The following is a 13,351-nucleotide window of genomic DNA, read 5'->3' on the forward strand; positions in this document are numbered from 1 at the left end:
AGTAGGTTCCGCCTGTCACGGCCACATGACGAGTCCCCGACCCCGGCGGCTACCCGGCCAGGCACAGGAACGCGTGCACGGCCGTGCCCTGGTCACAGGTGTGCACGCGGACGAGGTCCGCGAGGGTGTTGACCACCAACAGGCCGCGGCCGCCCTCCTGGCCGGGGGCGACGGGCCGGCGCCCGGCGAGCGGGTCGGTCAGCCGGCCGGTGTCCTCCACGGTGCAGACGAGGTGGTCGGCGTCGTTCCAGACGGTCAGCAGGCAGCCCGAGCCGGTGTGCCGGAGGCTGTTGGTCACCAGCTCGGTGGTGATGAGGGCGAACTCCCCGGTGCGCTCGTCGGGCAGTCCGCGCCGCCGCGCCTCGGCGGTGGCCAGCCGGCGGGCGTCGCGGATGCCGGCCGTGGTGGTGACGGACAGCGTGCACCTCTCCGCGGCGGGGGCGACCGGGCGGTTGTAGCGGTCGACGACGTCGGCGGGGGCGTAGCGGTCGCTGTCGGAGCGCCGGGCGGTGTCCCACAGCAGGGGGTGGGTGGCCAGGGCGTCGGCGAGGACGTCCTCGGTGAGCGCCGTGGTGTCGTAGGGGCAGGCGATGGTGACGTCGCGCCCGGCGAAGGCGAAGTTGATCAGCGCTTCGTGCTGCGCGCAGGCGGGGTACTCGGTGTCCGTGCGGCCGGCCCAGATCGGTTCGCCGACGATGCGCACGTGCGCGTCCCGGTGCGCGTCGGCGAAGCGGCGCAGCACCGCGGGGATGATCCGGCCGGGGTTGCGGCCCTCGACCCGCATGTCGAGCAGTAGCACGTCGTCGGCGGCGTCGCCCAGCGCGTCGCGCAGCAGCAGCACCCTGGCGCCGGGCACCGCCGCCGCCACCGCGTGGCCCCGTTCGAGGCCGTCGGTCATGAACGGGACCAGCAGGTCGAGGTAGTCCTCGTCGGAGGCGTAGAACACGGCGGGGTGGACGAAACCGCCCGGGGCGTCGGCGTGGGTGGTCGTCACGAGACGGCCTCCACGCGGATGTTGTCCAGGCCGAGCAGGTCCACCAGGGTGGTCACGCCCGTCCACGGGGAGCGCAGCACGACCTCCGAGTCGAAGGCGGCGACGTGCGAGGACAGGCGAATGAGGGCGCGGTGGTCCACGAAGTCCAGCTCCCGCGCGTCCAGCACCACCGTCCCGCCCCGCGGGCGCAGCTCGGCCTGCCGCAGCGCGAGGGCGAACAGGTCCTCGTTGTGCAGGTCCAGCTCACCGCCCAGCGCGACCACCCGGTCGCCCGCGGCGTGCAGCCGGAAGCCCGGTGAGGGGCTGTTGGTGCCCGGGTGCATGCAGGCGATCCGGTCGAACGCGTCGGCGTCGACCTCGACGGCCGAGTAGGCGCACATCGCCGAGAACGGGTGGTCGGCCATGTGGTGGTCGACCAGGTGCTCGTAGCGGGCGAAGGCCGCCAGCTGGTCCGGGGTGCGCACCAGCGGCGTGCAGTCGGCGGCGACGCGCAGGCCGGCGAACCCGGCCGCCAGGGCCGCCGCCGTGGCGTCGGCGTAGGCCCGGACCTGGGAGGCGGGCTCGACCACCGCCCCGACCGGGTAGGTGGCGTCCAGCGAGACGACCCGGGCGGCGCCGGTCCGCAGCGCCGCGGCGAGGGAGTCGTCGCCGCGCAGGTCCTCCGCCAGCTCTGCCACCGCGCCGGCGGCGACGTACCAGACCTGCAGGCCGCGGTCGAGCCCGTCGGCCAGGAACTCGCGGGCCCGGGCGCGGAACTCCTGCCCGTCGCGGTAGTGCCAGCACACGTGGTCGTGCGCGCCCAGTCCGCTCACCCGGTCCGTCAGACCTGATCGGCGCATGTCGGCCACCTCTGGGGTACTCGTCGCCGGCGCACCGGTGGGTCGGGTGTGACGCTCCGGTCGACGGGACGTCGAGTCCACCATGCCAGTCCGCCACCGGGCAGTCGAGGCCGAGGTGTCGGGCGTTCGCAGGTCAGGGACCATCGGAGGGGACGACTTCCACGGTGGTCAGCTCGGTCAGCCCGGAGACGGTGAGCACCGGTCGCAGCAGCGGACCGGTCCGGACGCGGATGTCGTCGGCGTGGGCGAACAGGGAGTGCAGCGCGCTGCTGTCCAGGTAGCCCACCGCCGTCAGGTCGACCACCAGCGGGGCGCCCGCGGCGACGCCTTCGGCCACCGCCGCGGCGAACACGTCGTTGTTGCTCATGTCGATCTCGCCGACGACCTTGAGCACGCGGGTGCCGTCGGGCAGGGCGGCGGTGGTGATGTCCAGCGCAGTGGTCACGGGGCGATCCTCGCGTGCATCTCGATGGTGGTGCCAGTGGGGCCGGGCGACACGGTGACGACGTCGACCAGGCCGTGCATCAGGCGCAGGCCGTGGCCCCGGCTCCGGTCGGCGGGGGGAGAGGGTTCCCGCCACGCGCCGGTGTCGGTCACGACCACGCGCACCTGGCCGGGGAGGGCGATCGCCCGCAGGCGGACCGAGCGGTCGGGGTGGTCGCGGTGGCCGTGCTCGACGGCGTTGGTGCACGCCTCCCCGGCGGCGACCAGGATGTCGAACCGCTGCTGGGCGGTGATGTCGCAGCCGTCCAACCAGGCCCGCAGGGTCGCCCGCGCCGGCGCCAGCTCGGTCGACGTCGCGGGGAAGGCGACGTCCAGCGGCGCGGGGTGGCGGTAGACCAGCAGGGCGACGTCGTCCTCGTAGCCGTTCGCGGGTGTCAGGTCGGCCATGACGCGGCTGGCCAGGTCGTCCACCGGGACGTCCCGGGCCTCCTGCACGGCGGCGGAGGCGGCTTCGATGCCGTCGGTGAGGGAGCGGCGGCGGCGTTCGACCAGGCCGTCGGTGTAGAGCAGCAGCGTGGCGCGGGCGGGCACCGAGACGGTCACCTCGGGGCGCTCCCGGCCGGGGCGCACGGCCAGCGGGAGGCCGCGGCCCTGGTCGAGCAGTTCGGTGGCGCCGTCCGCGGTGACCAGGATGCCGGGCGGGTGCCCGGCGCTGGAGTAGACGAGGTCCCCGGTGGCGGTGTCGAGGACCGCGCAGAACACGGTGGTGCACATCGCGCCGGGCAGGGTGGCGGCGAACCGGTCCAGGGCGGTGAGCGTGCGGCCGGGGCTGAGCTCCTGGAGCAGCAGCGCCCGGCAGGCGCTGCGCAGCTGGCCCATGACGGTGGCGGCCTCCAGGCCGTGGCCGACGCAGTCGCCGACCACGATGGCGGTGCGCCCGTCGGGCAGCGCGAAGGTGTCGTACCAGTCCCCGCCGACCTTCAGCGGCCTGCTCGCGGGTTCGTAGCGCACGGCGAAGCCGTCGGGCAGCCGGGCCGGGCCCAGGATGGCGCGCTGCAGGGCGAGCGCGGTCTCGCGCTGCTGGTCGATCTGGTGCATCCGGTGCAGGCCCTGCCCGAGGTGCCCGGCCAGCAGGGCCAGCAGGGTCTGGTCCTCGTCGGACGGCGTGCGCCTGCCCTCCAGCTCGATGCGCACCACGAGCACGCCCAGCGGGTGCTCCAGCGTCACCGACACCACCCCGGACCGCTGCGTGACGGGCGTCAACAACGGTCCGGCGCGCAGCGCTCCTAGCGATTCCCGCGTCGCCGACGACAACTCGGCCCAGGTGATCGCACCACCCACGGACACCACGTCGGGGTCGCCGCTCGGGCCGAACAGCACCGCGAGGACGCGGCGGGCCTCCCACAGCTCCTTCAGCTCGACCAGCACCCCCCGCAGCGCGTCGGAGGTGTCCTCGGCGCGGGAGAGCCGCAGGTTCACCGCGGCCAGCGCGGTGCTGCGCTGCACGGCGTAGTGCTCGGCGGTGATGTCGCGGATCGTGCCGACGGTCACGTGCCGCCCGCTGTCGGGGTCGGTCACCCGGTTGAACGACGCCGCCACCCACAGCCGACGACCGTCGCGGTGGGTCACGGGCAGGGTTTCGGCGCCGGAGCCGTGCTCCCTGAGGCGGTCGAACGCTTCACCGGCGCGGCGGTGCGCCTCGGGGTCGGCGTGCTCGTCGGGCCACCACGGGTGGCGCGGGGCGTAAGGCAGCCCCTCGGGGCCGTAGCCGAGCAGCTGGGTGAACGTGGTGTTGACCTCGACCACGGCGCCCTGCTCGTCGGCGACGAAGAACCCCTCCTGGAGGGAGTCGATCAGCGCGGTGCGCCAGGCGGCGTGGTGGTTGCGCAGGCGGGCCAGCTCGACGTTGGCCCGCACCCGGGCCAGCAGCTCGGCCGCGGAGAAGGGCTTGACCAGGTAGTCGTCGGCGCCCGCCTCCAACCCCTCGATGGACGCCTCCTGCCCGGCGCGGGCGGACAGCAGCAGCACGGGCACCCCCGCGGTGCGCGGGTCGGCGCGCAACGCGCCCAGCAGCTCCAACCCGTCGAGGTGGGGCATCATCACATCGCTGACCACCAGGTCCGGCGCCGCGCCGCGCACGGCCTCCAGCGCGGCCCGGCCGTCGTTCACGGTGGTCACCTCGTAGTGGGGCGCCAGCAGCCGGCGCAGGTAGTCGCGCATGTCCGCGTTGTCGTCGGCGACCAGCACCCGACCCGACGCCTGCCGGCCACCGGTGGGCGTCGTCGTCGGCACCACGGCGAGCCCTTGTTCACCGCGCACGCCGGGCAGCCAGCGCATCGCCTCCTGCACGAACGGGTCGGCGGTGGAGCTGACCACGTCCGCGCCGGCGGCCTCGGCCACCGAGTCGGCGGGCAGGTGGGCGTGGCCGAACGGCAGCCGGATGGTGAACGCGGTGCCAGCGCCCTCGGCGCTCTCGGCGGTGATCGTGCCGCCGTGCAGGCCCACCAGCTCCTGCACGAGCGCCAGCCCGATGCCGCTGCCCTCGTTCGAGCGCGACCGGGCGTTGTCGATGCGGTGGAACCGCTCGAACAACCGCGGCATCTCGTGCTCGGGCACGCCGGCGCCGGTGTCGGACACGGTGACCACGGCGTGGTCGCCGTCGCGCCGCACCGCGACCCCGATCGCGCCGTCGAAGGTGAACTTCAGGGCGTTGCTGAGCAGGTTGAGGACGACCTTCTCCCACATCGACCGGTCCAGGCGCACCGGTTCGCCCAGCGGCGGGCAGTCCACCCGGAACGCGAGCCCGGCGCGTTCGACGGCCGAGCGGAACACGCTGGCCAGCTCGGCGGTGAACGCGGCCAGGTCCACCGGCTCGTACCGGGCCTGCACCCGGCCCGCCTCGATGCGCGAGAAGTCCAGCAGCGTGTTGACCAGCTTGCCCAGCCGCAGGCCGTTGCGGTGCACTGACTCCAGCTCCTCGCGCACCGGGTCGTCGTCCGCGAACCGGTCCCGCAGCTCCTGCACCGGCCCCATGATCAACGTCAGCGGCGTGCGGAACTCGTGGCTGATGTTGGAGAAGAACGCCGTCTTGGCGCGGTCCAGCTCGGCCAGCTCCTCGGCCCGCCGCTGCTGGGCCTGGTAGCTGCGGGCGGAGGCGATGCCCGCCGCCACGTGCCCGGCGACCAGCTCGACGAAACCGCGGTAGCCCTCGTCCAGCGGCCGGTAGCGGTTCAGCCCCGCCACCAGGAAGCCGTACGGCGCACCGCCCTGCTGCTGCAGCGGCACCACCAGCGCCTGGGTCGGGGCCTGCGACCAGCCACCGACCGGCAGCCCGGCGAAGACGGGGCCGTCGAGGTCCACCAGCACCGGCTCACCGCCCGCCAGCCGGTCGGCGGGCCATGCGCCGGGCGGGCCGCCCGCCGGCAGCTCCGCCTGGGCGGCCGGGTGGTCGGCGCCGACGCCCGTCGCCCCGGCCAGCCGGGCGGTGCCGTCGTCCTGGAACAGGTAGAGCAGGCTGAAGGGCAGGTCGTGCGGGTTGCGGTCGAGCTGGCGGCAGGAGAAGGCCAGCGTCTCCTGCTCGGTGCGCACCACGCTGGGGTCCGAGCCGAGGTCGCGCAGCGTCGCCATGCGGCGTTCGCCGATGACGCCCTCGGTGACCTCGCTGACCACGCTCAGCATGCCGACCACGGCGCCGTCGTCGTCGCGCAGCGGGCTGTAGGAGAAGGTGTGGTAGGTCTCCTCGGTGTAGCCGGAGCGCTCCAGGAACAGCAGCAGCGCTTCGTCCCAGGTCGCCTCGCCGGTGGCCAGCACGGTGTCGATCCGGGGGCCGATGTCGTGCCAGATCTCCGCCCAGACCTCGTCGGCCGGGCGGCCCAGCGCCCACGGGTACTTGCGGCCCAGCGTGTCGCGCCGGTAGGCGTCGTTGCAGAAGAAGGTCAGGTCGGGTCCCCAGGCCATCCACATGGAGAACCGCGAGGACAGCAGGATGCTCACCGCGGTCTGGAGGCTCTGCGGCCACTCCGCCCGAGGGCCGAGCGGGGTCGCCTCCCAGTCCACCGCGGCGAGGTTCCGCCCGACTTCGCCGTCCACGGCGAACACGTCGACCCAGTTCCCGCCGGAGCCCGCCACCCGACACCCCTCACCGATGGCGGCCGCGGTGGAACGACACCACCAGGACCGCGACCAACCAGCACCGCCCTTCCGCCGGCACCCGTGCCGGCGGAAGGAGAGGATAAGTCACGGCCACGACACTGCCCCCCGACAGGTGGCCCAGCCCGGCCGGAGGCGGCCTCGCCGAGCCCCGCCCATGTCACGGTCGAGCCCGCTCTCACGCAGGAAATCTCCACGCGTGCATGTCGTGATCGCATGACCGGGCAGCGCGGCAGCGGCATTGATGCGAAAGTGTGGTCGTGCGGGGGAGCGTTTACTTGATCTCCGGAAGTCGCTAGCGTCTGCTGCGTGCCGCGGAACGATTCGCGGGCGCTGAAGCGAATCGCGGCATTTCCGGTTCCGCCTATTCCGCGAAGTCCACGTGGTCCGGTTATCCGTTGGCGGCGGTCCGTGGCGGCGGTGAAAACGTCATCACGACGAGGGGCGACATGCTGAAGAAAGCACTGCGAATGATGCTGGCCGCCGCGTGCGCGGTGGCGGCCACGATCACGTTGGGTTCCGGTGCGGCGAACGCCGCGGACGAGGCGGGTCGTCCCGTGCCGGCGGTGGTCGACGTCGGCGTCCAGGCGTCCCCGAAGTGCTCCGGCACGTCGTCCTACGGGCCCATCCGCTACCAGGTGTGCGTCCGGTACAACTGCGACAGCGATTCCTGCTTCCACCGCGGCTACCTCGGCGTCATCAACACCGCGACGAGCGCCCGCACGGTCACCTGGGACCTGGACTGGAGCAGGATCGGCCTGCCCTGGTACGACGACGACAGCGGCGCCGTGGCGCTGGCCGCCGGCGAGCAGCGGACGATTTTCTCGGACTTCACCGTCGAAACCCTGTTGTGCGGTTTCACCGGTCAGCGGAAGTTGACCGTCGCGTACAGCTCGGGCACCAGCGCGCCCATCACGGTGGAAGACTTCATGGCCTGCGCGTGAGGGCGCGTCTTCGGATCGGCGCGGTCCTCGACGCCGGGCGTGCCCCCGCCTCACTGCGTCTGAATGGTTCACCCGGGTAGGGGTTGGTTTGCGGGACACTGTGCGTGGGCGAGTGAAAAACGGAGAGGACGCAAAACTTGCGCGCACAGTGGAAACCGCACCGCGTCACCGCTTTGTCCCTGGCCTCGGTCCTGGTGGCCGCCGGGGCGCTGGTGGGAGTCGCGAGCCCGGCGTCGGCGGGCACGACCGCGGTGCGGATGGACTACACCTGCACGACCTCCCTCGGGCCCGGTGCCCGGATGACGGTGTGGGTCGTCGGCGGCCTGCCGGACGCCGGCTACGGCTCCGGTCAGCACACCGTCGCCAGCCACGAACCCGCCTTCATCGACGTGGACCTGGACCTGCGCGAGCTGCGCCCGGTCCTGACCTTCGCCAGCGGGGTGCGACTGGACGGCGACAGCACCGCGACGCTCGACGCGAGGATCATCGGCCCGGACGGGACTCGGACCGCCCAGGCGGCGTTCACCCTCGCGCCCACGTGGCTGACGACCACCGAGCGGACCGCCGTGCGGGCCGCGGGCGCCTTCCCGGTGCAGCGCCTGAGCACACCGGGCTACTACGACCTGCGCGTCGACGACCTGGCGCTGACGCTGCGCCCCGAGCGCGCCGACGGCACGCCCCTCGGCACGGTCACCGCGTCCTGCTCGCACGACCCGGCGCAGGACGACCTGCTGGGCACCGTGTGGTCGCAGGGCGTCATCTCCGAGCGGCCACTGCGGCCGAGCGGGCTGCGGGTGGTCGAGACGACCCCGACGTCCGTGACGCTGGCCTGGGAAGCCTCCCCCTGGTGGAACGCGACGCTGGGCTACGACGTGTACCTGGACGGCGGGCACACGGGCCTGGTCACCGAGAAGCAGGTGACGCTGACCGGGCTGACGCCGGACAAGCAGCACCGGGCGAAGGTCTCCACCAGGGACGTCCAGGGCCTCCGGTCGACCCTGAGCCAGGGCCTGATCTTCACCCTCCCGCGGGCCTGACCCGCGCGATCCCCGTCACCGGGGTCCGCCGCTCGTCGGACCCCGGTGGCAGGCCGGGCGAGGGCCGCGACCCGTGAGCGCGGGACGGGTCGGGCCCCGGGGATCGCTCAGTCGTACTTGTCCTGGTTGAGGAAACGGGCGAAGCCGCGCCACGAGGCGGGGCCCATCACGCCGTCGGCCGGGCCGGTGTAGCCCCACCGCGCGGCCAGCCGCTGCACGGCCGCCCACGTGTTCGGGCCGGGCACGCCGTCGATCGGACCCGTGTAGCCGTACCCGCGCATGGCGCGCTGCAGGGCCGCGTAGGTGTTCGCGCCGGGCGCGCCGTCGATCGGGCCGGTGTAGCCGTGCTCGATGCGCAGCCAGTTCTGCGCGCGCTTCCACATCAGCGGGCCGGGGACGCCGTCCTGCTCGGTGGTCGTCTTCGGCAGGCCTGTGCCGCTGCCCAGGTAGGTGAGCGGGTTGATGCGCGTGCCGCCCGGGGTGATCATGTGCCAGTGCACGTGCGGGCCGGTGGACGAGCCGGAGCCCGGCGCCCCCGCCGCGCCGCCGGACAGCCCGACGACGGCCCCCATGCCGACCCTCGTGCCGTTCGCGAGCAGGAACTGGGACAGGTGCATGTACTGGGTGCGGTAGCCGTTGTCGTGCTGGATGGTGACGGTGTGGCCGCCGGTGCCGTTGTACGGGGTGTTGGTCACCACACCGCCGCCCGCCGCGGGCAGCCGCGTGCCGACGGACACGCCGTAGTCGATGCCGCCGAGCGAGCCGCGGTTCAGGTGGTCCTGCCAGGTGCCGGTGATCCGGTAGCCGCTGAAGGGGTTGTAGAAGCCCGGCACAGCGGCGTCCGCCGACCCCGGCCGGACGCCGACCGCGGACACGACCCCGGACACGACCCCGGCCGCGGCCGCCCCGCGCAGCAGGGAGCGCCTGCTGATCCAGTCGTTGTTCATCCACCGAACATAGGCACGCCGCGACGCCCGCACACCGCCCGCGACTGACGGCCATTCGGGTGGGGTGCGGGCTGATCGGCTAACGGCGGCCCGATCCCGGCGACGTCAGGGTGTGCCCGTTCGCGGAGGAGGCTCGCCCATGAGGCTGTCACGACTGGTCGGCGGCGCGGCGGTGGTGCTGGTGGGCGCCCTGTCCGCCGCGCCGGCCCAGGCCGCGGCCGTGGAGCAGGTCTGCGTGGGCACCGAGGTCACCACCTTCGACCCGCCGCTGACCTTCACCGCGCGGGAGACCACGATCACCGTCAGCGGCGTCTTCCCCTCGTGCACGAACGCGGGCGCGGTGACCGGGACCTACGCGGAGGTGTTCAGCCTGACCGCGTCCTGCCTGACGCTGTTCGACGCCGGTCCGGCGCAGCGGACGTTCGACTGGGGCGGGACGGTGGCGCCCAGCGAGTTCCAGTACAACGCCGTCTCCAACGCGGCGGGCGCCGCCGTGGTCACCACCAACACCGGGGTCATCACGTCCGGCGGGTTCGCCCCGGCCGGCGCGGTGCAGGTGGTCAGCCTGGTGACGCCGAACGCCCTCCAGTGCCTGACCGGCGGCGTGGCGAGCATGGCCGGACCGACCACGCTCACCATCCAGCACCTCTGAGTCGCACCCGGGCCCGCCGAGCGCACGCCGCCGCCTCGCCCCGCTTCGCCCTGCCGCTGACCCGCCGCTGACTTGCCGCTGCCCTGTTGCCGGCCTGTCGCTGACCTGCCGTTGCCCCGTTGCCGGCCTGTCGCTGACCTGACGCTGCCCTGACCTGATCCCGCGTCGTCAACGATCATGTCGAAAGTTTTCGGCTCGGCGATCAGGCCGACGAAACCCGTGGGGATCGCGTAACGCCTCGGCCTGCAAAAACACACCGTTGACATCGGTGCAGCGAGTTGCCACGATCCCCGAAAAGGATTTCGAACGGCGTGATCCCGAAGGGCGGTGCCCGCCGGACCTCGCAGCCGCCGATCCCCGCAGCGCGCCCGGCCGCACGACACGCACGACCCTCGTCGCGAGAAAGGACGCTTCCCAGTGGCCGAATCCGCCAAGTTCCCGTTCAACCGACGTCTGTTCCTCCACGCCTCCGCGGCCGTCGCCGCGCCGAGCGCGCTGCCACCCCAGGCCGGTCCGGGCGGGACGGCGCCCGTGCGGCCGTTCCCGCTGCGCGACGTGCGGCTGGGCGCCGGTCTGCTGAGCGAGGAGCGGGACCGGGTGAAGGCGTTCCTGCGGGCGTACGACGAGAAGCGCTTCCTGGTGCTGTTCAACAACCAGGCGGGCAGGCCGAACCCGCCCGGTGTCGCCGTGCCGGGCGGTTGGGAGGACGGCGGGCTGCTCAGCGGTCACTGGGCCGGGCACTGCCTGACCGCTCTGGCCCAGGCGCACGCCGACGGGGGAGAGGCGGTCTACAAGGACAAGCTGGACTGGGTGGTCGCGGAACTGGCCGCGTGCCAGGCGGCGATCACCGCGCGGATGGGCGCCGCGCCGGGTGGGGGCGGGGACGAGCCCGCGCCCCCCGTCGGCCGGGTGGCGGGCCGGTTCGGCAGCGGCCTGCGGCTCAACGGGCCGAGCCGGGCGCAGTACTGCACGCTGCCGCAGGAGATGATCAACCAGCTCACCGACTTCACCATCGCCGCCTGGGTCGACCTCGCCTCGCCCACCGCCTGGAGCAGGCTGTTCGACTTCGGCCAGAACACCGCCGTCACCATGTTCCTCACCCCGCGCGCGGGCGTCGCCGGCGACGTGCCGCGCTTCGCCATCATCACCACCAGCGGCTCGGGCGGCGAGCAGCGGATCGACGGCGACGCGGCGCTGCCCACCGGCCGGTGGGTGCACATCGCGGTGACGCCGGCGGGCACGACCGGCGTCCTCCACGTCGACGGCCGGCCGGACTCCCCGGCCGGGACCACCGGTGGCGGCGGCATCGCCTGGTACCGGTTCGACGAGACCGGCGGCACGACCCTCGAAGACGCCTCGCCCAACAACCGCGACGCCGGTGTCGTGGCCGCCACCTCCGGCGGGGCCGCGGACTGGGTCCCGACCTTCCCCGGCTACCTCGGCGCGATCCCGGAGGACGCGGTGCTGCGCCTCGGCCCGCCCCGCTGGGCGGTCTACGGCGGCAACGCGCAGACGAACACCTGGGCGCCCTGGTACACGCAGCACAAGATCATGCGCGGCCTGCTCGACGCGTACCGCAACACCGACAACGCCCAAGCCCTCGAAGTCGTCACGGAGATGGCGGACTGGGCGCACCTGGCGCTGACCGTCGGCGACAAGAACCACCCCGCCTACGAGGGCCCGCTGACCCGCGACGACCTCAACCACATGGGGGACCTCCACATCGGCGGCGAGTTCGGCGGCGCGAACGAGGTGTTCCCGGAGATCGGCCACCTGACCGGCGACCCGAAGCACCTGGCGACCGCCAAGTGCTTCGACAACCGCGAGTCGCTGTTCGACGCCTGCGTGGCGGACCGCGACATCCTCGTCGTCACCCCGCAGAACCGCCGCGGGCGGGAGTACTTCACCGCCGCCAAGAACTTCTTCGGCATGGCCGTCCCGCACCGCGTGTTCGCCCACGGCGGCGCGGGCGGCAACTACCCCGGCTCCAACAACAACCTGGAGCTGTTCCAGAACCGGGGCAACGTCGCCAACGCCGTCGCCACCAGCGGCGCGGAGACCTGCACGACGTACAACCTGCCCAAGCTGTCCCGCAACCTGTTCCTGCACGAGCACGACCCGGCGTACACGGACTACTACGAGCGCGGGCTGCTCAACATGATCGCCGGGTCGCGGGCGGACACCACGCGGACCAACGACCCGCAGGTGACCTACTTCCAGCCGGTCGGACCGGGCGCCACGCGCAGCTACGGCAACACCGGGACGTGCTGCGGCGGCACCGGCCTGGAGAACCACACCAAGTACCAGGAGACGGTGTTCTTCCGCTCGGCGGACGACAGCGCGCTGTGGGTCAACCTCTACGCGCCCGCCACGCTCGACTGGGCCGAGAGGGGCGTCACCGTCACCGTCACCGTCAACGGGCGGCGGCAGGACCTCGACGCGCGGCCCGGCACGTACGTGACGCTGAGCCGCGACTGGGCGCGCGGCGACGTGGTGGAGGTCCGGATGCCGTTCAGCGTCCGGATCGAGCGGGCCGTCGACCGGCCCGACACCCAGGCGGTGTTCTGCGGTCCGGTGCTGCTGCAGGTCGTGGGCGACCCGGGCGGCGGCGCGTTCCGGGAGCTGTCGCTGTACCGGCACCTCAAGCGGGACGGCGACTACGGCCGCGCGGCGATCACGGCGGGCGCGGCCACGGCGGCCGGCGACCCGACGTTCACCGCGGGCGGGTTCGCGCTGCGGCCCTACTGCACCAGCGACGGCCAGGCCGCGTCCTCGTACTCCCGCCGGGTGGAGCCGACGGTGGTCTTCGGCTCCACCGACACCGGTGTGCCCAACCGCAAGCGCGACGACGGCCTGCCGCACTACGACGTCCCGGTCCAGGGCATCACCTCGCCGGGCGACGACGGCCCGACGTTCCTGGACCTGCTCTGGGACCGGGCGCCGTTCGCGAACCACGGCCGGTTCGTCGCCGCGGCCACCGCGCTCGCCGACGCCTTCGCCGCCGCGGGCGCGTTCACCGGGGCCGAGCGGGACGTGGTCGTGGCCACGGCGGCCTCCGCCGCCCGCGAGCTGTCGACCACCCGCTTCGACGTCCGGGTCGAGGCGGGCGCCCGGCGCGTCGGCGCCAACGCCACGTCTCCGTCACCGCCGTCAACACCGGTGACGTGCCCCTCACCGTCGAGATCGCCACGACGTACGGGTCGCGCACGGTCGCGGGCGTCGCACCGGGCAAGTCGGCGTACCAGTCCTTCAACACCGGGGCCGAGTCGGTCGACGCGGTGACGGAGGAGTTCACGGCGACCTACGCCTGAGGCGTCGCCGGAACCGCAGGACCCGCGGCAACCC

The 13,351-nt window shown here is 73.4% G+C and carries 9 protein-coding genes; 4 read left to right on the plus strand and 5 right to left on the minus strand.

Annotation, left to right across the window (positions count from 1 at the left end; all coding sequences use genetic code 11):
* Positions 1–49: 49 nt before the first annotated feature.
* From AB0F89_RS23080 to AB0F89_RS23095, 4 genes are all read right to left on the minus strand, one after another.
* Positions 50–994, minus strand: coding sequence for an anti-sigma factor RsbA family regulatory protein (locus AB0F89_RS23080; RefSeq protein ID WP_367127634.1), 945 nt, complete (start codon positions 992–994; stop codon positions 50–52).
* Entirely contained in the window at positions 991–1,833 is an 843-nt protein-coding gene (locus AB0F89_RS23085) for an MEDS domain-containing protein (protein WP_367127635.1), read from the minus strand. The genes AB0F89_RS23080 and AB0F89_RS23085 overlap by 4 nt, the downstream gene beginning before the upstream one ends.
* 133 nt (positions 1,834–1,966) lie before the next feature.
* Positions 1,967–2,278: an STAS domain-containing protein gene (locus AB0F89_RS23090; RefSeq protein ID WP_367127636.1), complete on the minus strand. Its 312-nt coding sequence runs from the start codon at positions 2,276–2,278 to the stop codon at positions 1,967–1,969.
* Positions 2,275–6,405, minus strand: coding sequence for a SpoIIE family protein phosphatase (locus tag AB0F89_RS23095; protein WP_367127637.1), 4,131 nt, complete (start codon positions 6,403–6,405; stop codon positions 2,275–2,277). Before AB0F89_RS23095 ends, AB0F89_RS23090 begins: the two co-directional genes overlap by 4 nt.
* Positions 6,406–6,875: 470 nt before the next feature.
* On the opposite strand from AB0F89_RS23095, the gene AB0F89_RS23100 reads away from it, so the two are divergent.
* A complete protein-coding gene (locus AB0F89_RS23100) occupies positions 6,876–7,370 on the plus strand; it encodes a hypothetical protein (RefSeq protein WP_367127638.1) in 495 nt (164 codons plus the stop codon).
* A gap of 137 nt (positions 7,371–7,507) precedes the next feature.
* Positions 7,508–8,407 carry a DUF6801 domain-containing protein gene (locus tag AB0F89_RS23105; protein WP_367127639.1) on the plus strand — a complete coding sequence of 300 codons (900 nt, stop codon included), beginning with the start codon at positions 7,508–7,510 and terminating at the stop codon, positions 8,405–8,407.
* Positions 8,408–8,514: 107 nt separating this feature from the next.
* On the opposite strand, the gene AB0F89_RS23110 is transcribed toward AB0F89_RS23105, so the two are convergent.
* Positions 8,515–9,354 (minus strand): peptidoglycan DD-metalloendopeptidase family protein, encoded by an 840-nt coding sequence (locus tag AB0F89_RS23110; RefSeq protein ID WP_367127640.1) that lies wholly within the window; start codon positions 9,352–9,354, stop codon positions 8,515–8,517.
* A 139-nt stretch (positions 9,355–9,493) separates the two neighbouring features.
* On the opposite strand from AB0F89_RS23110, the gene AB0F89_RS23115 reads away from it, so the two are divergent.
* Together AB0F89_RS23115 and AB0F89_RS23120 are read left to right on the plus strand one after the other, a co-directional pair.
* Positions 9,494–10,006 (plus strand): hypothetical protein, encoded by a 513-nt coding sequence (locus tag AB0F89_RS23115; protein ID WP_367127641.1) that lies wholly within the window; start codon positions 9,494–9,496, stop codon positions 10,004–10,006.
* Positions 10,007–10,423: 417 nt separating this feature from the next.
* Positions 10,424–13,288, plus strand: a complete 2,865-nt coding sequence (locus tag AB0F89_RS23120; protein WP_367127642.1) for a beta-L-arabinofuranosidase domain-containing protein — start codon at positions 10,424–10,426, stop codon at positions 13,286–13,288.
* Positions 13,289–13,351 lie beyond the last annotated feature (63 nt).

It is taken from the genome of Saccharothrix sp. HUAS TT1, from assembly GCF_040744945.1.
GTDB lineage: Bacteria > Actinomycetota > Actinomycetes > Mycobacteriales > Pseudonocardiaceae > Actinosynnema.

Coding starts and splice junctions, on each gene's coding strand:
- AB0F89_RS23115 (WP_367127641.1), top strand. CDS start 9,494: ATGAGGCTGTCACGACTGGTCGGCGGCGCGGCGGTGGTGCTGGTGGGC.
- AB0F89_RS23085 (WP_367127635.1), bottom strand. CDS start 1,833: ATGCGCCGATCAGGTCTGACGGACCGGGTGAGCGGACTGGGCGCGCAC.
- AB0F89_RS23100 (WP_367127638.1), top strand. CDS start 6,876: ATGCTGAAGAAAGCACTGCGAATGATGCTGGCCGCCGCGTGCGCGGTG.
- AB0F89_RS23110 (WP_367127640.1), bottom strand. CDS start 9,354: ATGAACAACGACTGGATCAGCAGGCGCTCCCTGCTGCGCGGGGCGGCC.